The sequence below is a fragment of the Nocardioides sp. cx-169 genome (assembly GCF_021083605.1).
GTDB lineage: Bacteria > Actinomycetota > Actinomycetes > Propionibacteriales > Nocardioidaceae > Nocardioides.
Genome location: NZ_JAJNRO010000002.1, coordinates 89,697 through 107,834, shown reverse-complemented (window position 1 = coordinate 107,834; position 18,138 = coordinate 89,697). Strand labels below are relative to the sequence as shown.

The 18,138-nt window shown below is 72.0% G+C and carries 18 protein-coding genes and 1 tRNA gene; 8 read left to right on the top strand and 11 right to left on the bottom strand.

The window, feature by feature from the left end:
* Nucleotides 1-39: 39 nt before the first annotated feature.
* Nucleotides 40-858, bottom strand: coding sequence for an AraC family transcriptional regulator (locus LRP67_RS01705; RefSeq protein ID WP_231268411.1), 819 nt, complete (start codon nucleotides 856-858; stop codon nucleotides 40-42).
* Nucleotides 859-906: 48 nt separating this feature from the next.
* Between LRP67_RS01705 and LRP67_RS01700 the strand changes: the two genes are divergently transcribed.
* The 5 genes from LRP67_RS01700 to LRP67_RS01680 all read left to right on the top strand — a co-directional run bounded on the left by LRP67_RS01700 (nucleotide 907) and on the right by LRP67_RS01680 (nucleotide 4,457).
* Nucleotides 907-1,341, top strand: a complete 435-nt coding sequence (locus tag LRP67_RS01700) for a DUF2000 family protein (RefSeq protein WP_231268410.1) — start codon at nucleotides 907-909, stop codon at nucleotides 1,339-1,341.
* Nucleotides 1,342-1,351: 10 nt separating this feature from the next.
* Nucleotides 1,352-2,389, top strand: coding sequence for an aldose epimerase family protein (locus LRP67_RS01695; protein ID WP_231268409.1), 1,038 nt, complete (start codon nucleotides 1,352-1,354; stop codon nucleotides 2,387-2,389).
* The gene (locus tag LRP67_RS01690) at nucleotides 2,386-2,997 is read left to right on the top strand and encodes a TIGR03086 family metal-binding protein (protein WP_231268408.1); all 612 of its coding nucleotides are present in this window, start codon (nucleotides 2,386-2,388) and stop codon (nucleotides 2,995-2,997) included. Before LRP67_RS01695 ends, LRP67_RS01690 begins: the two co-directional genes overlap by 4 nt.
* Before the next feature lie 61 nt (nucleotides 2,998-3,058).
* Nucleotides 3,059-3,148 (top strand) — tRNA-Ser (locus LRP67_RS01685).
* 382 nt (nucleotides 3,149-3,530) lie between these two features.
* Nucleotides 3,531-4,457 (top strand): hypothetical protein, encoded by a 927-nt coding sequence (locus LRP67_RS01680; protein ID WP_231268407.1) that lies wholly within the window; start codon nucleotides 3,531-3,533, stop codon nucleotides 4,455-4,457.
* A 20-nt stretch (nucleotides 4,458-4,477) separates the two neighbouring features.
* On the opposite strand, the gene LRP67_RS01675 is transcribed toward LRP67_RS01680, so the two are convergent.
* From LRP67_RS01675 to LRP67_RS01665, 3 genes are all read right to left on the bottom strand, one after another.
* On the bottom strand, nucleotides 4,478-6,196 hold the full coding sequence (locus tag LRP67_RS01675) for a BCCT family transporter (RefSeq protein ID WP_231268406.1): 1,719 nt from the start codon (nucleotides 6,194-6,196) through the stop codon (nucleotides 4,478-4,480).
* A gap of 245 nt (nucleotides 6,197-6,441) precedes the next feature.
* Nucleotides 6,442-6,681: a DUF6458 family protein gene (locus tag LRP67_RS01670; RefSeq protein ID WP_269210959.1), complete on the bottom strand. Its 240-nt coding sequence runs from the start codon at nucleotides 6,679-6,681 to the stop codon at nucleotides 6,442-6,444.
* Nucleotides 6,682-6,766: 85 nt separating this feature from the next.
* Entirely contained in the window at nucleotides 6,767-7,132 is a 366-nt protein-coding gene (locus LRP67_RS01665) for a hypothetical protein (RefSeq protein WP_231268404.1), read from the bottom strand.
* 89 nt (nucleotides 7,133-7,221) lie between these two features.
* Between LRP67_RS01665 and LRP67_RS01660 the strand changes: the two genes are divergently transcribed.
* Nucleotides 7,222-8,094: an AAA family ATPase gene (locus LRP67_RS01660; protein WP_374107388.1), complete on the top strand. Its 873-nt coding sequence runs from the start codon at nucleotides 7,222-7,224 to the stop codon at nucleotides 8,092-8,094.
* Nucleotides 8,091-9,488 carry a VWA domain-containing protein gene (locus LRP67_RS01655; RefSeq protein WP_231268401.1) on the top strand — a complete coding sequence of 466 codons (1,398 nt, stop codon included), beginning with the start codon at nucleotides 8,091-8,093 and terminating at the stop codon, nucleotides 9,486-9,488. Before LRP67_RS01660 ends, LRP67_RS01655 begins: the two co-directional genes overlap by 4 nt.
* Before the next feature lies 1 nt (nucleotide 9,489).
* Here the strand turns inward: LRP67_RS01655 and LRP67_RS01650 are convergent, their stop codons facing one another.
* From LRP67_RS01650 to LRP67_RS01625, 6 genes are all read right to left on the bottom strand, one after another.
* A complete protein-coding gene (locus tag LRP67_RS01650; protein WP_231268400.1) occupies nucleotides 9,490-10,341 on the bottom strand; it encodes a carbohydrate ABC transporter permease in 852 nt (283 codons plus the stop codon).
* Complete coding sequence (locus LRP67_RS01645) at nucleotides 10,338-11,321, bottom strand: carbohydrate ABC transporter permease (RefSeq protein WP_231268399.1); 984 nt, start codon at nucleotides 11,319-11,321, stop codon at nucleotides 10,338-10,340. Before LRP67_RS01645 ends, LRP67_RS01650 begins: the two co-directional genes overlap by 4 nt.
* Before the next feature lie 22 nt (nucleotides 11,322-11,343).
* Nucleotides 11,344-12,615, bottom strand: coding sequence for an ABC transporter substrate-binding protein (locus LRP67_RS01640; protein WP_231268398.1), 1,272 nt, complete (start codon nucleotides 12,613-12,615; stop codon nucleotides 11,344-11,346).
* Nucleotides 12,616-12,737: 122 nt separating this feature from the next.
* Complete coding sequence (locus tag LRP67_RS01635) at nucleotides 12,738-14,096, bottom strand: hypothetical protein (protein WP_231268397.1); 1,359 nt, start codon at nucleotides 14,094-14,096, stop codon at nucleotides 12,738-12,740.
* On the bottom strand, nucleotides 14,093-15,019 hold the full coding sequence (locus tag LRP67_RS01630) for a hypothetical protein (RefSeq protein ID WP_231268396.1): 927 nt from the start codon (nucleotides 15,017-15,019) through the stop codon (nucleotides 14,093-14,095). The genes LRP67_RS01635 and LRP67_RS01630 overlap by 4 nt, the downstream gene beginning before the upstream one ends.
* Nucleotides 15,016-15,486 (bottom strand): hypothetical protein, encoded by a 471-nt coding sequence (locus LRP67_RS01625; RefSeq protein WP_231268395.1) that lies wholly within the window; start codon nucleotides 15,484-15,486, stop codon nucleotides 15,016-15,018. Before LRP67_RS01625 ends, LRP67_RS01630 begins: the two co-directional genes overlap by 4 nt.
* Before the next feature lie 113 nt (nucleotides 15,487-15,599).
* Here LRP67_RS01625 and LRP67_RS01620 point away from each other — a divergent pair, with 113 nt between their 5' ends.
* Nucleotides 15,600-16,892 (top strand): YncE family protein, encoded by a 1,293-nt coding sequence (locus LRP67_RS01620; protein WP_231268393.1) that lies wholly within the window; start codon nucleotides 15,600-15,602, stop codon nucleotides 16,890-16,892.
* 6 nt (nucleotides 16,893-16,898) lie between these two features.
* Here LRP67_RS01620 and LRP67_RS01615 read toward each other — a convergent pair whose 3' ends face one another.
* Nucleotides 16,899-18,086, bottom strand: a complete 1,188-nt coding sequence (locus LRP67_RS01615; RefSeq protein WP_231268391.1) for a pyridoxal phosphate-dependent aminotransferase — start codon at nucleotides 18,084-18,086, stop codon at nucleotides 16,899-16,901.
* Between the last annotated feature and the right edge of the window lie 52 nt (nucleotides 18,087-18,138).

The following is an 18,138-nucleotide window of genomic DNA, read 5'->3' as shown; positions in this document are numbered from 1 at the left end:
CCACCGACACGATCGTCAGGGACTACCTCCGTGGTTCGATCAGGCGGAGCGGGCGGCGTACCGGCCCGGGGGGACGCCGAGGACGCGCTTGAAGTGGCGGGTCAGGTGGGACTGGTCGTGGAAGCCGACCTCGGCTGCGACGCGGGCGGCGGGGACGCCGTCGAGCAGCAGCCGTCGGGCCGCGTCGACCCGGCGGCCGGTGAGGTAGCGGTGCGGCGAGATGCCGAGCTCGCGCCGGAAGGTACGCACCAGACGTACGGGCGACGCCTCCAGCTCGGCGGCGGCCTCGGCCAGGCTGATGCCGTCGACGAGGTGGGAGTCCAGGAGCTCGCGCAGGCGCGCCGCGAGCCCCGCGTCCGACACCGGGTCCCGCACCGCGTCCCGCCCGGCCTCCGCGACCGGGGCTCCTCGCAGATGGGCGTCCAGCCGCTCGACCACGAGCGCCAGGTCGGAGGCCGCCTCGAGCTCGTCGCCAGGTCGGCCCAGCGCGTCATGCAGGGCCCGCACCCGCCGCAGCAGGGCAGGGTCGCCGCTCGTGGGGTCGTCGACGGCGCGCCCGGAGCGCCGGGGGTCTAGGACGTCGGCCTCCAGGTAGATCACCCGCTTGCGGAAGCCCTCCTCGGTCGCACCGCGCCCGTCGTGCGGCACGTGCGGCGGCAGCAGCGTCACCGATGCCCGGCGGGTCGCGTGCTCGTGGCCGCCCAGGTCGTAGACGACCGTGCCGGTGTCGACCAGGAGCAGCGTCCACGTGTCGTGGGTGTGCGACGGGTACGCGTGGTGCGGGAAGTGCGCGTGCAGGACCTCCGCGACCCCCGGCACCGGCGGCCGCCAGGCTCGGATCCAGGGCCCGCGCTCCATGTGCCGAACGTACAAGACCGCCGCGCCCCGCCGGGTCACGATCGAGGCATGCACGAGGCCCTCACTCCGCCGTTCGACACCAAGATCGCCCTCCTGGTCCGCGACGACCTCGTCGCCTGGCAGCGCCTCAACGTCACCGCGTTCCTCGCCAGCGGCATCACCGCCGCGTCCCCGCACCTGGTCGGCGACCCGTACGCCGACGCCGACGGCACGGCGTACCTGCCGCTGCTGGGGATGCCCGTCCTGGTCTTCCAGGCCGGCGCGGACACCCTGCGCGCGGCCCGGGAGCGGGCGCTGCGGCGCGGGCTGCCGCTGGCGGTCTACACGAGTGACATGTTCCGCACCGGGGACGACGCGGCCAACCGCGCCACCGTCGCCGCGGTCGCCGGCGCCGGCCTCGACCTGGTCGGCCTGGCCCTGCACGGTCCCAAGAGCGCGGTCGACAAGGTCACGAAGGGCGCACGCCTCCATCCCGCCGACTAACGTCGGGGTCATGCGGATCAGCGAGTGGGGCACGACGCCCTCCGGCGAGACGGTGCATCGCCTGGTCCTCGGCTCCGCCCCCGGTGCGGTGCTGCACGTGCTGACGCTCGGAGCCACGGTGCACCGGCTGGAGGTCGAGGCAGGAGGCCCGCGGCGCAACATCGCCCTCGGCCACCGCGACCCCGCCGACTACCTCGGCTCCAGCGACTACATCGGCGGCACGATCGGCCGCTACGCCAACCGGATCGCCGGCGGGCGCACCACGCTCGACGGGGACGAGCTCACGCTCGGCGCCCACGACCGCGGCAACCACCTGCACGGCGGTCCCGACGGCTTCGACCGGCGGGTCTGGGAGGTCGCCGACGCCGGCGAGGACCACGCCGTGCTGCGCCTGGTCAGCCCCGACGGCGACCAGGGCTTCCCCGGAACCGTCCGGGCCCAGGTCACCTTCACGGTGACCGGCCACGCCGTCGGCGTCGAGCTGGAGGCGACCACCGACGCCCCCACGCTGGTGAACCTCACCTCCCACGCCTACTTCAACCTCGACGGCGACGGGGCAGGCACGATCGACGAGCACCGCCTCACCGTGCCCGCCGAGCGCTACACCCCGGTCGACGCGACCGGCATCCCGCTCGGCGACCACGCGCCGGTGGCCGGCACGGCCTTCGACTTCCGCCGACCGGCGGCCATCGGCCCCAGGGTGCGGCGCGACGAGGAGCAGATCGTCCTGGCCCGCGGCATCGACCACAACTACGTCGTCGACGGCGAGGGCTGGCGCACCGCGGCCGTGCTCGAGTCGCCCGCGGCCGGCACCCGACTGATCCTGCGCAGCGACCAGCCCGGGCTGCAGGTCTACACCGGGAACTTCCTGGACGGCAGCCGACGTACCGCGCAGGGAGGGCTCTACCGCCAGGGCGACGGGATCGCCCTGGAGCCGCAGCTCCACCCCGACTCCCCGAACCGGCCCGAGTGGCCCTCGGCCGTCCTGCGCCCCGGCGAGACCTACCGCTGCCGCCTCGAGTGGGAGCTCTCCGCGATCGGCCGATGAGTCGTCCGCCCCGCGGCGGTCAGCCCGGTATGGACATCCTCGACCTCGGCCCCGCCACGGCGACCATGCGACGCCTGGTGCTCGGCATCGGCGACGACCAGCTCGCCCTGCCCACCCCGTGCACGGCGTACACCGTCGGCGACCTCGTCGAGCACGTCGGCGGCCTGGCCCTCGCCTTCACCGGTGCCGCGCACCACCGGTCCGTGCCCGGCGCGGACGGCATCGGCGAGGGGGACGCCTCCCGGCTGGAGGATGGCTGGCGGCACCGCATCGTGCGTGACCTGGAGGTCCTGGCCGGGGCCTGGCGCAGCCCCGTGGCGTACGACGGGATGACCGCGGCGGGCGGCGTGGCCCTGCCCGGCGCCGTCGCCGCCCGGATCGCGCTCGACGAGGTCGTCGTCCACGGCTGGGACCTCGCGCGCGCCACGGGCCAGCGCTTCGAGGCCCACCCGCCCTCGGTGGCGGCCTGCCTGGAGTTCGTCTCCGGCTTCGAGGTGCCGCCCGAGGCCGGCGATGGCCCCTTCGGGCCTCCGGTCCCGCCTCCGCCCGACGCCACCGACCTGGAGCGGCTCCTCGCCCTCACCGGCCGCGACCCGCGCGCCCGGTGACCCCCTGGGGCGGCGGCCCCAGATTTCACCGAGCCCGACAGGCTCCGGTAGCCTTCCCGGCGGTGGCGTGTCCGAGCGGCCTAAGGAGAACGCCTCGAAAGCGTTTGTCGGTGCAAGCCGACCGAGGGTTCAAATCCCTCCGCCACCGCCATTGTGATGTCTCAGGACATCCGTGACACCCGGCCCCACGCAGACGTGGGGCCGGGTGTCGTTCGTTCGGAGCGCGAACGCCGACAACCTTCTGCGGCTCGTGGTGGTCTCAGCTGCGACAACATACGTCGGGGAGGCGCCAGCGGGAGGCCAGGAGTGCGATGAAGCGAATGCTGGTGGCTGCCCTCCTTGGTGTCTTGGCGCTCGCGGGGTGCACCGGTCCGCGGGACCAGGGGCCAGCGGCGGCCGAGAGTCCGTCGGCCCCGCCTGCGGGCGGTGCCGGTAGCCCGTCCCTCGCTCCCGACCCCACCCGAACGCAGCCGCCGAAGGACCCGTCGGCGCGCTGGCGCGTGCTGAAGGAGTGGCGGCGGGACCAGCCGGCGGTGACGGGCGACCACAACGGGACCTACACCGCGTTCCACGAAGACGGCAGCCCGGACAGCAGCTCCCCTCAGCAGACCCGGGTCTTCGATCGCCACGGCAGCCTGGTCCTGGAGCGTACGTCCGAGGGCTCGGGGTGGTTCACCCAGGAAGCCTGGCTCACCGATCACTTCGCCGTCGTCGAGGACCTCCACGAGGGACAGCGGCTGGTCCGGCTGTTCGTGTACGACCTGCGCACCGGTGAGGCCGTCGAGCTGCCCGGCGGGCTCCAGCCGACGCAGCCGGAGGTCGATGCCGGCTCAGGACAGGTGAGCTTCACGACGGGCACCGCGGAGACGCGGATGTGCCAACAGCTCGTCGACCTCGAGTCCGGGGTGGCGAAGGCGCCGACCTGCGCATCGACGGGGGAGGTGCTGGCCGACACCGTCGTCGGGGCGTCGGCGTACTCCTTCAGCCGGGTCCGGTCGCCGAACGTCGAGCAGCGCTGCAAGAACCTCACCGTCGTGCAGGGAGAGCGCCAGAGCGACATCCCATTGCACGAGAAGTGCCTGGGCTGGAGCGCCGCAGTGATCGAAGGGGCCGTGGCGTGGGACGAGGCGGATCCGTTGTCCGAGAGCCTCTGGCTCGGCGAGGGGTATGTGCGCCCTGGCGACGAGCAGCCGATAGCGCTCGGGCCGGTCGTCACCGACACGATCGTGGGCTGCGGTGATCGCTTCTTCTGGGAGGGCCTCGGCCACCACGACTCGTCGGGGATCGAGTCGTGGAGCGCCGAGCACGGTGTCCAGACGGTGTGGGGGCCGCAACGCGACGTCGTCCCGGTCGACCTCGAGTGCTCCGACGGTCGTTGGCTCCACCTCCGGCTGGACGAGATCACCGGCAAGGACGAGATGCTCCGGATCATCGTCCTGGACACCCGCACGATCTCCTGAGCGCCCGCGTCGCTCAGTGCTCAGCGGCGCTGGTTGTCCGGCTCCCGCTGGTCCGGCGGCTGGGTCGGCTCGAACGGCTCGACCGAGATCGCGAAGTCGTCGCCGTGCTGGGTGACCCCGCTGACCACCGCCTCGTCGACGACCTGGGCGCCGTAGGCGCGCCGCACGATCATCGGGTCGGAGCGCAGGTCGCGCACCAGGGCCCAGCCGAGGCCGATCATCACGAGGGCGAAGGGGACGGCGGCGACGATGGTGAGGTTCTGCAGCCCGCTGAGCGCGTCCTCGTCGATGAGCAGCATGACCGCGGCGACGCTGCCGGTGGCCACGCCCCAGAACACGACGTTGACGCGGCTGGGCTCGATGGTGCCCTTCTGGGAGAGCGTGCCCATCACGATCGAGGCCGCGTCCGCGCCGGACACGAAGAAGATGGCGACCAGCACCATGACCAGGATGCTGGTCACGGTGGCCCAGGGCATCGTCTCGAGCAGGGCGAAGAGCTGGCCCTCGGACGTCGCCTCCCCGGCGAGGTCGGTGCCGGCCTCCTGGGCGTGGATGGCCGCGCCGCCGAACACCGCGAACCAGACCAGGCTGACCAGGCTGGGGACGAGCAGCACCCCCGTGACGAACTGGCGGATCGTGCGTCCGCGGGAGATGCGGGCGATGAACATGCCGACGAACGGCGTCCAGGACATCCACCAGGCCCAGTAGAAGATCGTCCAGCCCGCCAGCCACTCCGACATCCCCTCCCCACCGGATGCGCCCGTGCGGGCCGCCATGGTGCCGAGGTCGGAGAGGTAGCTGCCGAAGGTCGTCGGGATCAGGTCGAGGATGAACACCGTCGGGCCGACGAGGAAGACGAAGAGCGCGAGCGTGACCGCCAGGACCATGTTGATGTTGGAGAGCCACTGGATGCCCTTGGCCACCCCGGACACCGCGGAGGCGATGAAGCAGATGGTGAGGAGCGCGATGATGCCCACCAGCACGCCGTTGCCGACCTCGCCGATACCCGTGACGATCTCCAGGCCGCTGCCGATCTGCAGCGCACCGAGCCCGAGCGAGGCGGCGGAGCCGAAGAGCGTCGCGAAGATCGCGAGGATGTCGATGACCCGGCCCGCGGGGCCGGCGGCCCGGCGCGCGCCGATCAGCGGGGCGAACGCCGCGCTGATGAGCTGCAGGCGCCCCTTGCGGAACACGCCGTACGCGATAGCGAGCCCGACCACGGCGTACATGGCCCACGGGTGGAAGGTCCAGTGGAAGAGCGTCGTGGCCATCGCGGTCTGGACCGCCTGGTCGTTGCCGACCTCGCCGGTGCCGGGCGGCGGGGTGACCAGGTGCGACAGCGGCTCGCTGACGCCGTAGAACATCAGGCCGATGCCCATGCCGGCGCTGAACATCATGGCGACCCAGGAGACGGTCCGGAACTCCGGCTCCTCGTCGTCACCGCCGAGCGGGATGTCGCCGAACTTGCTGGCCGCGAGCCACACCACGAACACCACGAGTCCCGAGGCGAGGATGGTGAACAGCCACCCCAGGTTGGTCACCGTCCAGTCCAGCGACTTGTCCGAGGCGGTGCCGAGACTCTCGGTGCTGACCAGCCCCCAGGCCACGAAGCCGATCGCGATCACCGCCGTCACGGCGAAGACGATCCGGTCCAGCTCGGGTCGGCCGGGGTCCCGCTCGGCCGTGCTGGGCGGCTCGAGGGCCGGGTGCGACGGCGGATGCGGGCTGCCGGGGAGCACCGTGCGGCCCTGACGAGGCCGGCGCGGCCGGCGGTGCGGTTGGCTCCGGTGATTCGACTTTGTGCTCATGGCGCCGCGCGCCGCTGCCTCGGCGCGCCCTTCCCGAGTGTGGTGGCAGTCCTGCGAGCCCACCACACCGACGAGGGTCCCGCAACGGGGGCGGACCCGTCAGCGGAAGGTGACCTCGCCACAGCTGCAGTCGAACTGTGAGACGGCGACTGCCGGCTGCTCGAGCACGAGGAGGCTCAGATCTCGGTCCGGCGCTCGCTGACCGTCTGGCTGCCGTCGGGGTGGACGGTGGTGGCGCTGCTGCGGGCGCGACGCCCGGCGTTCATGGTCACAGCGGAGAGGATGATCACGCCGAGTCCGACCAGCGCGCAGATCCAGCCGACCATCTGCAGGTCGACCTCGTTGATGCTGTCCTGGACGGCGAGCGCCAAGACGAGTCCCACGACGAGGAGAAAAGCTCCGAGTCCGTATCCCATAGCGAGCTCCTTGCGTCCGTGGCCCCTACTGTGGCGCCAACCCCGGTCGCTTACCCGGCCGCCGGTCGCCCGAAACATCCGGTGGTCAGCCGCCGGGGCGATCCTCGTCCAGGCAGAGCGCCACCAGGACGCCCGGGCGGCGCTCGGTGAAGACCGCCCAGCCTTCCTCGAACGAGACGTGGTGGAGCCGGCCGTGCCGGCGGATCAGCGCCGATCTCGGCTGGACCTCGGCGCCGAACCCAGCCTCCGCGCAGTCGTGGCGGTCGAGGGCCCGCGCCAGCCTCGTCGCCGGGTCCGGCAGGTCCACCGTCGACAGCGGCGGCCGGGGCTGGGACGGAGTGGAGCTCGGGCTCCCGACCAGGCCGAAGGCCAGCACGACCACCGCCACGAGCACCAGCGACTTGGCAACGGAGAGCGCGAGGGCTGCGCTCGAGGGCGGTCTGCGCCGCATGTCGTTCTCCTCCTGCCGAGCTCCCGTCTTCCCAACGAGGCACGGTGGGGCGGGTCACGCGGCGCCGCGGCGCAGGGGGGTGCGCGAGGATGGGGGGCATGACCTGGTTCGCCTCACCCGCCGACGCCGCCGAGCGTCTGACCGCCACCGGCTACCTGGCCGACGCGGCCACTGCCACGACGACGTTCCTGGCCGGGGCGCTGGAGAAGCCGATGCTGGTCGAGGGGCCGGCCGGGGTGGGCAAGACCGAGCTGGCCAAGGCCGTCGCGCGCGCGACGGGCTCCGAGCTCGTGCGGTTGCAGTGCTACGAGGGCCTCGACGAGGCGCGCGCGCTCTACGAGTGGAACTACAAGAAGCAGCTGCTGCGCATCCAGTCCTCGCACGGAGAGCAGGAGTGGTCGGCGACCCACGACGACATCTTCACCGAGGAGTTCCTGCTGACGCGGCCCCTCCTGACGGCGATCCGCCGCGAGGAGCCCACCGTCCTGCTCATCGACGAGGTCGACAAGACCGACGTGGAGGTCGAGGGGTTGCTGCTCGAGGTGCTCTCGGACTTCCAGGTCACCATCCCCGAGCTGGGCACGGTGTCCGCCGTACGCCGCCCGCTCGTCTTCCTGACCTCCAACGCCACCCGAGAGCTGTCCGAGGCCGTCAAGCGTCGCTGCCTCTACCTGCACCTCGACTACCCCGACGCCGAGCGCGAGCGCGAGATCGTCGCCTCGCACGTGCCGGAGCTCGATGACCGGGTGGCCGAGCAGCTCGTCGCCACGATCGGTCGCCTGCGCGAGCTGGAGCTGAAGAAGGCGCCGTCCATCGCGGAGTCCGTGGACTGGGCCCGGACGCTGATCGCGCTGGAGATCCGCGACCTCGACGACAAGGCCGTCAACGACACCCTCGGTGTGGTGCTCAAGCACGCCTCCGACCACGACCGCGCGGTCCGCGAGCTCCGGCTGAGCAGATGACTCCGGCCGCTCCGCGCTCGGGTCTCGTCGACCGCCACATCGCCTTCCTCGAGGCGCTGCGGGGGGCCGGGCTGCCGGTGTCCCTGGCCGAGGACCTCGACGCCGTCGCGGCCCTCACCGCCCTCGACTGGTCCGAGCGCCTCGTCATCCGCGACGCGTACGCCGCCACACTGGTCAAGCGCCGCACGCAGCGCCCGACGTTCGAGGCGCTCTTCGACATCTACTTCCCGCGCCTGGTCGGCGCGGGCGCGACGCCGTACGGCGAGGAGCAGGGCGCCGACGAGTCGGGCGTGCGCGACAACGGGCAGGCGCTGGCGAGCTTCCGGGAGGAGCTGCTGGAGGCGCTGGCCGACGGCGAGGAGCAGCGGCTGGCCAGGCTCGCGGCCGAGATGGTCGGCCGCTTCGGGGCGATGCCCGGCCGCGGACCGGGGCTGTCCTCGTGGTCGGCCTACACCGCGCTGCAGCGGGTCTCGCCGCAGCAGCTCGTCGACCAGATCGTGTCGGCGCTGCTGGCCCAGGGCCGCACCGAGGAGGAGGCGCAGCGGGTGTCCGGGCGCCGGGTCGGGGCGTTCACCCGCCAGGTGGAGGACGACGCTCGCCGCCGCATCGCCGAGGAGAAGGGCCCCGACCACGTCGCCAAGGTGGCGACCAAGCCGAGCATCGACCGTGTCGACTTCACCGCGGCGCGCAAGTCGGACCTCGAGGAGATGCGCCGCGAGATCTACCCGCTGGCCCGCCGGCTGGCCACCAGACTGACCCAGGAGCACCACGCCCGCCGGCGTGGGCCGCTCGACTTCCGACGTACCGTCCGGGCGTCGATGTCCACCGGCGGCGTCCCCATCGCCACCCATCACCGGCCCAAGCGGCCGCACCGCACCGAGCTGGTCGTGCTCTGCGACGTCAGCGGCTCGGTGGCCAACTTCGCCCAGTTCACGCTGCTGCTGGTCTTCGCGCTGCAGGACCAGTTCCAGAAGGTCCGGGCCTTCACGTTCATCGACCACGTGCACGAGGTGACCCACCACTTCCGCCCCGGCGCCGACGTCGTGGACGTCATGGCCGACCTCGCCGCGAGCACCTCCCACGCCGCTCTCTGGGGGCGGACCAACTACGGGCGGGCGCTCGCGACGTTCGAGGAGGCGCATCCCGACGCGCTCGGGCCCAAGTCCTCGCTGCTGATCCTGGGCGACGCGCGCTCCAACTACAGCGACCTCAACCCCGACGTGCTGGCGCGGCTCGCGCGCTCGGCGCGCCACGCCTGGTGGCTCAATCCCGAGGCGGTGCGCCACTGGGGCACCGGCGACTCGGCCGCCCGGACCTACGGCGACATCGTGCCGATGGTCGAGTGCCGCAACCTCACCCAGCTCGGCGAGTTCGTGCACGACCTCGCGATCTAGATCAGCCCTTCACGGCCCCCGACAGGAAGCCCTGGGTGACCTGGCGCTGCAGGGCCACGAACAGGACGACGACGGGCAGGATCGTGATGAGCGCACCGGCGGCCAGCGGCCCGATGTCGACCGAGCGGCCGCCGAGGAAGAGGTAGAGGCCGGTCGTGAGCGGCTGGTACTCCCCGCCCGGCATGTAGAGCAGCGGCACCAGGAAGTTGTTCCAGTTCTGCAGGAACGTGAACACCGTGAGGGCACCCATCCCCGAGCTGACGAGCGGCAGCATGATGCGCGTGAAGATCTTCCACTCCGAGGCGCCGTCCATCCGGGCGGCCTGCTCGAGCTCCTGAGGCAGGTCGGAGAAGAACGCCCGCATGAAGAACGTGCCGAAGGACAGCCCGGTGCTCGCGAGCACCAGGTTGATGCCGACCAGGCTGTCGAGCAGCTGCATGCTGCGCAGCTGGTAGTACAGCGGGATCATGTAGGCGAAGAACGGCACGAGGAGCCCGAGGATCACCAGGTAGAACACCATGGTCCGGCCTGGGAACGGCAGCCTCGCGAAGACGTAGCCCCCCATCGTGGACAGCACCACGACGAGCGCCGTGCTCGGCACGGTCAGCAGGAAGCTGTTGAGCAGGTAGTCGCCGAAGTTTCCGACCGTCCACGCCGTCTCGAGGTTCTCCGTGGAGAACGACGAGAACAGTCCGAAGGGGTTGGTCGTGACGTCCTTGCTGTCCTTGAACGCCGTCGAGACGGTCAGCACCAGGGGGAAGACCATCACCAGGCACAGGGCGACCAGCGCGACATGGCGCAGGCCGACAGCCACGCGCCGCCGCGGGGTCGTGCGGTTGACTCGCTCGCTCATGCGCCCGTCCCCTCGAGGGACAGGCGGCGCTGCAGCCGGTTGAGGCCCACGGCGAACGGGATCGCCATGACGGTGATGATCAACGCCAAGGTGGTCCCGTAGCTGATGCGGTTGAGCTGGAAGGCGCTGCTGTAGGCGTAGGTCCCCAACGTCTCGGTGGCGCCGGCGGGACCGCCGCCGGTCATGACGAAGACGATGTCGAACACGCTGAAGCCGCCGATGAGGGTGATCGTCGTGACCATCAAGAAGACCGGCATGATCTGCGGGAGGATCACGTAGCGCAGCCGCTGAACCGGATTGGCCCCGTCGAGCATCGAGGCCTCGACCAGCTCGATGTCCACGTTGCGCAACGCCGACAGGACGATGATGAACACGAAGCCCGAGGTCGCCCACACGGCAGTGCCGAGCACGGCGTAGAGCGCGGTGTCCGGGTCGCCGAGCCAGCCGCGGGTGAGCGAGCCCAGCCCCACGGCGTCGAGCACGCGGTTGAGCCAGCCCCGGGTCGGGTCGTAGATCCAGCTCCACACCACGCCCACGGCCACCTGGGGCAGCACGTAGGGCAGGAAGAGCGCGGTCCGGTAGAGCACGCTGCCCCGCTTGACCGTCCACACCAGCAGCGCGTAGCCCAGACCGATGGCGAGCGGGGCGACGGTGCCCAGGACGATCCAGATGACGTTGTTCTTGAACGCACCCCAGACGTCGGAGTCCTGCGCCAGCTCGGTGAAGTTGGCCGTGCCCACCCAGGGCGGCGTGACGTCGATGCCGTCGAAGTCGACGAAGACGTAGTAGACGGCGTTGGCGAGGGGGAACAGCAGGAACACGGCCACCACGGCCACCAGCGGCGCCACCATCAGCATGCCGAGCCGGGCCTGCGCCCGACGGGTCGCGGGCGGCGCGTGGGACGCCGCGGGCCGCGACCCTCGTCGGGCCGGGGCTCGTGGGCGGGCCGGCGGGGTCGGCAGCGCGGTCGTGGTCGTCACGACGGCTCCTGCGAGCTCCGGCTCACTTCTGTGCCGCCTCCTGGAGGTCTGCGGCGACCTCCTCGGGCGACTGCTGGCCGGTCAGGACGGCCTGCACGCCGTCGTAGAGCGCCTCGTTGAACGCGTCGGTGGTCAGGACGTCGATGTTGTAGCCGAAGTCGCCGGTGGTCGACAGCGTCGCGGTGTCCTCGAGGACCTGGGCGAACAGCGGGGAGACCTCGAGCTCGCTGGTCTCCAGCGGCATCGGCGGGATGGTGTGCAGGTTCTCGACGGTCCACTCGCCGTGCTCGGGGGAGGCGAGGAAGTCCACGAGCTCCAGGGCGACGTCGGGGTCGGTGGCCTGCGCCGAGACGAACGGGCCGGAGCCGAGCCCCCCGGTGAAGATGCCCGGACCGTCGGGTGCGGGGAATGGGATGTAGCCGGCCTCGAACTCGGCGTTGTCGTCGATCTCGCCGACGAGCCAGCTGCCGGTGGGGACCATGGCCGCGTCGCCGGCGTAGAACGGCGCCAGCGAGTTGTCGTAGTCGACGGAGGTGGGCGACTCCCCGAGGTAGCCGGACTCGTTGAGGTCGCGCCAGACCTCGAGTGCCTCGACGACCTCCGGTGAGTCCCAGGAGGTCTCCCCGTCGATCAGGGCCTTGACGCCGTCGGAGCCGACCGCGCTGGAGAGCACCATGCTCAGGAGGTGGCCGCCCTCCCAGCCCTCCTTGTCGCCGACCGACAGCGGGATCTTCCCGTCGGCCTTCACCGCCTTCGCCGCGGCCTCGAGGTCGGCCAGGCTCTGGGGCTCCTCGAGGCCGAGCTCGGCGAATAGGTCCTTGTTGTAGAAGACCCCGATCGTCTCCATCTCGCCGGGGAGCCCGTAGAGCTTGTCATCGACGGTGACCCGCTCCTTGGCGAAGTCGTAGACCTCCCAGCCGTTGTCCTCGTAGGCGTCGGTCATGTCGTAGAGCAGGCCGGCCTCGGCCAGGGCGCCACCGAAGCCCGGGCCCGAGCCCCAGTTGAAGACGTCCGGGCCGTCTCCCGAGCGCAGCTGGGTCTGCAGGACCGTGCGCATGGTGTCGAAGGGCAGCGTGTCCACGTTGACCTTGATCCCGGACTCCTCCTCGAAGTCCGCGAGGTGCTTCTTCAGGGCGTCGAGGGCCTCGGGGTCCTCCGGCTCCTCGATGAGGTAGTCCAGGGACTTCGCGTCGCCCTCGCCCTCGCCATCGTCGACGGACTGGCCGGTGCAGCCGGCGAAGGCGAGCACGAGCGCGGCGGCCGCGACCGGCGTCCTGAGGGTCCTACGTCGCATGGCGTCCTCCAGTCGGTCCGTCCTGCCCGGGCGGTCCGCCCGGCCCGACCAAGGGTCAGCGCCCGCGTGCGATGTGTCAACCGTCACAAGGGGTGGTGGCGGCGCCACGGGCGCGCGGCTGGTTACCCGGCCAGGTAGCCCAGGGACTGGATCCGCGAGATCTCCTCACGCAGCTCGGGGTGGCTGGCGCCGTCGGCGGCGCGCCCGCCGGTGACGTAGACGCTCTCCCCGTCGCGGCCGGCGCTGTCGAAGACCACCGTCAGGCGGTTGGTCGCGCCGGCGCTCATGAGCGAGCCGAGCACGGCGACCGGGTCGGAGCGGTCCTCGAGCGAGAGCACCCGCGTCCCCTCGGGGATCCGCGGCACATGCGCCGACGGGGCGCCGGCGGTGATGACCTGGTCGATCACGAAGGTCTCGGAGGGCGCCCTGGCGGCCACCTCGGCGGCCGTCACCCCGCCCTGCGCGGAGCCGACCAGCATGACGTGGGCGCCGGGGTCTCCCTGGACGGCTGACTCGATGCTGAGCAGCACCTGGGCGGCATAGGTCGTGCGATCTCCGCCGACCAGGCGCAGGCGCCGGCCGTTGCCGACCGAGGGACCAGGCAGGTAGGCGATGTAGCGGCCATCGGTCACCTTGTGGACGACCACGCTGGTGGCGGCGTTCTCCAGGGCGGACATGAGGTCGGCCAGGGTGCGCGGTGCGGCGGCGTCGGCGACCAGGGGCTCCACGGGCGGTGCGGTCTCCATCAGGCCGCCGGCAGTGTCGCGCAGGGCTGCGCCGAAGTCGGCGGGGAAGGGGGTCACTCCCATGGCGCGCAGCCCGCCGCGCCCGGCCAGTCGACCCTCGTCGCCGGACAGCACGCCGGCGGTCAGGAGCGAGCGCATCTGGAGGCCGTCGAGGAGGCCGCCGCCGCCGCTGGTGACGTGCTCCATGAGCTCGGGGTTCTTCTCCGCCAGCTCGTTGAGGTAGGCCGCCACGCCGTCGCGGTCGAGGGCGTCGGTCTCGATCAGCCCCGCCGAGACGATGGCCCCGCCGAGCGCCACCTCGGGGGCGAGGTACCCGATGGCGCGCCCCGCGATGGAGCCGAGGGTCTGGTATGCCGCGGCCTGCAGCTCGTCGATCCAGCGGTAGGTCAGCACGGTCGCACGCAGCACGAGGGCGTCGGCGTCCAGCTCGATCGAGCGCGTCAGCAGGCCGTGGGTGCCGGTCGTGGCGCCGCGGACGTCCTCCTCGGCCTGGGCGTGCGTGGCGGGCGACAGCCCGGCCGACTCGGTGAACGCCGGGTCGTTGACCAGATCGGTGCCGAGCTTGGCACGCTGCCGCATCTCCTCGCCGGCGGAGTCGAAGAGGTCGGCCAGACGCATCATGCGGTCGTACTTGTCGGCCAGGTCGAGGGCCTCCGCCTGGGTCGTGGGCGCCTCGCGCGTCTCGCGCGCGGCGGCGCCGACCACGGAGTCCTGGCTGGTCTCCTCGGAGCTCATCGGCTCACCTCCGCGAGCACTGGGGCGAGGTGCTGGGCCAGGTCGGCCGCGTCCATGCGCCGTACGAGGACCCGGAGGACGTCGTCCTCCAGGTGGGGGCAGAGCGCTCGCCAGCCGTCGGCCAGCAGCACCCAGGAGACGACCCCCACGACGGTGGTGGCCTCCGACGAGACGTCGGCGACCAGGCCGCGCAGGCGTCCCTGCGCCTCGCCGGACAGGGCGGTGAGGATCGCGACCAGCTCGCTCTCGCCGAGCGAGCGCCCCTGGGCGTCACGCGCGGACTGGGAGTGCTGCGCGGCCAGGACCGGCAGCAGGTCGTGGCGGGCGGCGGCGACGGCCTCGACGGCGGCGTCCACCAGCTCGTAGGGGAGGTCGACCTCGTCGGGTACGACGGAGTCGCGCAGCGCCAGGTCCTCGGGGATGACCGCGACCCGGGCGAGCTCGGAGGGCCAGTGCCCGTTGGCGAACCAGGCAAGCTCGAAGACGATGCCGTCCACGGTGGCCAGTGTGGCGACGGCGTCAGCATCCTGGCGGTGCCACGCCTTGGCCTGGACGTCGCCTGCGGTCACGTCCAGGTCCAGCGCGAGGGTCGGGGTGGCCAGCAGTCCCACGGCGCCGACCAGTCCCTCGTCGACGGTGCCACCGACCATGAGGCCGCGGCGGCTCAGCGAGTCGGCTCCGTCGTGGAGCGAGGCCACCGCGGCGACGTAGGCCCGGTCCTCCGAGGTGCCCCTGGTCTGGCCGAGCCGCCCCTCGAGTGGCGGGGCGTCGGGCGGTGCGGTGAGGTCGAAGGGCAGAGGAGCGCCGCCGGCCGCCTCGGCGACCAGTCGGAGCTCCGTCAGCGTCAGAGTCGCCCTACGGGGCAGTGACTCGAGGGTGCCGGCCGGGGCGGGCGGTGGCGTGCTCAGGTCGATGGTGGTCATGAGGTCCTCGAGTCGTCGCGAAGGCCCGGCAGCTCGACGGTCAGCCAGTCCTTGTGGCCCGGCGGGGGTGGCGTGAACGCGACCAGCGCGGTGTCGTCGGGGTCCGGGACCCGGCGTACGGCGCCGTCGGCGCCCTCGTTGGCCGCCTCCACCTGGGCGATGCGGGTGCGGGCGTCGGCCACGAGGGAGGCCACGGTCCGCTCGCGCTCGGCGATCGCGTCCTTCAGCGACGTGACCTCCTGCGTGTGGCGGCCGAGACTGTCGGCCGCCGTGTCGTGCGCGGCGGCCACTGCGCGGAGGTGGTTGGCGCGCTCCTGCACGCGCAGTCGCATGCTCTCCGCCGCGCGACCGGTCCAGCCGAGCCCCTCGGTCTGCGCGATGAGCTGCTCGGCCAGCATCCGCACGTCGACCCCCTGCTCGCGCAGCTGGTCGGCGCGCCTACGCAGCACGTCGGTGTCGCCGTACATGGTCACGTCCTCCGCCCGGTTCCGTGTCGTCAGGCGCTTTCCCTCGTTGAACAGTGCCGAAACGCCCTCCCCAGGCCCGATCCTGGTGGCCTCTCTCACGAAGGAGCAGCCGGATGACACGGTCTGCAGCCCACCGCGCGGCGGTGGTGGCCCTGGGCGCCGCGCTCGCCCTGACCGGTCTGGTCGTCGCCACGGCGCCGGCCCCGGCGTCCTCGGCGGCGCCCGTCGTCAACGAGCAGCGGGCGAAGATCCCGCCCGGCGTACGCCGCGTGGTGTTCGTGGGCAACAACTGGGACGGCACCGCGGACCTGCTCGCGCCGGGCTCGTTCCAGCGGCTCGCGCGCATCAACGTGATCCCGGACTACGACGCGCGCATGCAGGAGATCGCGACCAACCCCTATCGGCTGGCCTACTTCCTGGCGATCCGCGCGCTGATCGGCGAGGGACACGACCAGTTCGTGGACGACATGTACTCCTCGAACGACGGCCGGCTGGTGGTCATCTCTCGGCCGTCCTTCGGCGACGTGGTCGCGATCAGCCTGCGCACGCGCAAGATCGTGTGGCGCTTCGCCGTCGACGGGGTGCGCTCGGACCACATGGCCGTGTCGCCCGACGGCCGGCGCGTCGTCGTGAGCGCCTCCACGGGCAACGTCGTCCACGTCCTGCGCGTGCGTGACGGCAAGGAGCTCGGCCGCTTTCCCTCCGGCGGGTCACCGCACGAGAGCGTGTTCATCGACGGCGGGCGCCGGATCCTGCACGCGAGCATCGGCATGGTCTACAGCCCACTCGACGACCCGGCGCTGGACGCGACCAAGGACGACCGGGTCCTGCAGATCGTCGATGCGCGCACCTACCGCGTGCTGCGGCGCTACAACCTGCGCAAGGCGCTCGACGTGCGCGGCCTCGACGACGTCAGCACCGCCGTCCGGCCGATGACGCTGTCGCCGGACGAGAAGAAGATCTACTTCCAGCTGTCGTTCTTCCACGGCTACGTCCAGCTGGACCGCCGTACCGGCAGGATCACGCGGGTACGCCGGTTGCCGAACCTGGTCCCCGACACCCCGCGTGAGCTCTACCTGCTGGACTCGGCTCACCACGGCATCGCGATGAACCCGCGCGGCACGAAGCTCTGCGTCGCCGGCACCATGTCGGACTACGCCACGGTGGTCGACGCCCCGAGCGGCCGGCGCAGCCGCCTGATCAAGGGTGGGCTCAAGCCGTACTGGGTCACCCCGAGCTGGGACGGCCGCTACTGCTACATCTCCTGGTCGGGCTCGGACACCGTCTCGCGGATCAGCTACGCCACCGCGCGCATCGTGTCGACCACCAAGGTCGGCGACCACCCCCAGCGCGTCCGCAACGGCGTGATCCGCCGGGCCTTCCTGGCGAGCCCGACGTCCTCCTGAGCGTCGTCACGTCCAGGCGCGGCGCAGGCGCTCGAGGGCCTCTTCGATGTCGGTGTGGGGGCCGGCGAAGCTGAGGCGGATGTGGTGGTGGCCCTCGGCGGTGTCGAAGTCGACGCCGGTGGCCAGGGCGACGCCGGTACGGGCGAGCAGCTCGCGGGTGAAGGTCATCGAGTCCTGGGTCAGGTGCCCCACGTCGGCGTACACGTAGAACGCGCCGTCGGCCGGAGCCAGCCGGGTGATCCCCAGCTCCGGCAGGGTGTCGAGGAGCAGTCGGCGGTTCTCCGCGTAGCGGCGCACATGACCGTCGAGCTCGGCGTACGCCGCATCGTCGAAGGCGGCCAGGCAGGCCCGCTGGGCGATGACGGGCGGGCAGATCGTGAAGTTGCCGGTCAGCACGTCGACCGCGCGTCGGAGTCGCTCGGGCACCAGCATCCAGCCGATCCGCCAGCCGGTCATGGAGAAGTACTTCGAGAAGCTGGAGAACACCACCGCCTCGCGGCTGGTCTCCCAGGCCGACCGGGAGAGGCTCGTGCCGCCGTCGACGCCGGCATACTCGATTCCGTGGTAGATCTCGTCGGAAATCAGCTGCACCCCGGCCCCGTCGCACCACCGGGCGATCGCGGCGAGCTCGGCCGGCAGCAGCATGGTGCCGGTGGGGTTGGCCGGGCTGGCGACGACGACGCCCTTGAGCGGGGTGCGCTCGTGGGTCTCGGCCAGCTGCGCCACGGTGGGCTGGAATCGGGTCTCCGGCCCGGTCTCGACCTCCACCACCTCGCAGCCGAGGGCGGCCAGGACGTTGCGGTAGCAGGGGTAGCCGGGTCTCGCCATCACCACCCGGTCGCCCACCTCGAACGCCGCCAGGAACGCGAGCAGGAATCCGCCGCTCGAGCCGGTGGTGACCACGACCTCGTCGGCGGACACCTCGATGCCGTGGGTGCGCCGGTGGTGCCCCGCGATCGCCTCGCGCAGCTCGAGGATGCCGGTGGCGGGGGTGTAGCCCAGCGGATCGCCGGTCCCGAGCAGGCGCACCGCCTCGTCGCGCACCGGGGCCGGCGCCCCGCTGCTCGGCTGGCCGGCGAGCAGGTTGATCACGTCGCCGTGCGTGCGCTGGCGCTGCGCGGACGCCTCCAGCAGGTCCATCACGTGGAACGGCGGCACGTTGGCGCGCTGCGCCACCTGGAGGCGGTTGGTCACGGTGGTGAGGCTACGGGGTGGGGAGGTGCGGGTGGGAAACGCGAGTTTCACC

Coding starts and splice junctions, on each gene's coding strand:
- LRP67_RS01670 (WP_269210959.1), bottom strand. CDS start 6,681: ATGGGATACGGACTCGGAGCTTTTCTCCTCGTCGTGGGACTCGTCTTG.
- LRP67_RS01660 (WP_374107388.1), top strand. CDS start 7,222: ATGGGGGGCATGACCTGGTTCGCCTCACCCGCCGACGCCGCCGAGCGT.
- LRP67_RS01630 (WP_231268396.1), bottom strand. CDS start 15,019: ATGACCACCATCGACCTGAGCACGCCACCGCCCGCCCCGGCCGGCACC.
- LRP67_RS01625 (WP_231268395.1), bottom strand. CDS start 15,486: ATGTACGGCGACACCGACGTGCTGCGTAGGCGCGCCGACCAGCTGCGC.
- LRP67_RS01695 (WP_231268409.1), top strand. CDS start 1,352: ATGCGGATCAGCGAGTGGGGCACGACGCCCTCCGGCGAGACGGTGCAT.
- LRP67_RS01650 (WP_231268400.1), bottom strand. CDS start 10,341: ATGAGCGAGCGAGTCAACCGCACGACCCCGCGGCGGCGCGTGGCTGTC.
- LRP67_RS01665 (WP_231268404.1), bottom strand. CDS start 7,132: ATGCGGCGCAGACCGCCCTCGAGCGCAGCCCTCGCGCTCTCCGTTGCC.
- LRP67_RS01635 (WP_231268397.1), bottom strand. CDS start 14,096: ATGAGCTCCGAGGAGACCAGCCAGGACTCCGTGGTCGGCGCCGCCGCG.
- LRP67_RS01700 (WP_231268410.1), top strand. CDS start 907: ATGCACGAGGCCCTCACTCCGCCGTTCGACACCAAGATCGCCCTCCTG.
- LRP67_RS01690 (WP_231268408.1), top strand. CDS start 2,386: ATGAGTCGTCCGCCCCGCGGCGGTCAGCCCGGTATGGACATCCTCGAC.
- LRP67_RS01640 (WP_231268398.1), bottom strand. CDS start 12,615: ATGCGACGTAGGACCCTCAGGACGCCGGTCGCGGCCGCCGCGCTCGTG.
- LRP67_RS01620 (WP_231268393.1), top strand. CDS start 15,600: ATGACACGGTCTGCAGCCCACCGCGCGGCGGTGGTGGCCCTGGGCGCC.
- LRP67_RS01705 (WP_231268411.1), bottom strand. CDS start 858: ATGGAGCGCGGGCCCTGGATCCGAGCCTGGCGGCCGCCGGTGCCGGGG.
- LRP67_RS01655 (WP_231268401.1), top strand. CDS start 8,091: ATGACTCCGGCCGCTCCGCGCTCGGGTCTCGTCGACCGCCACATCGCC.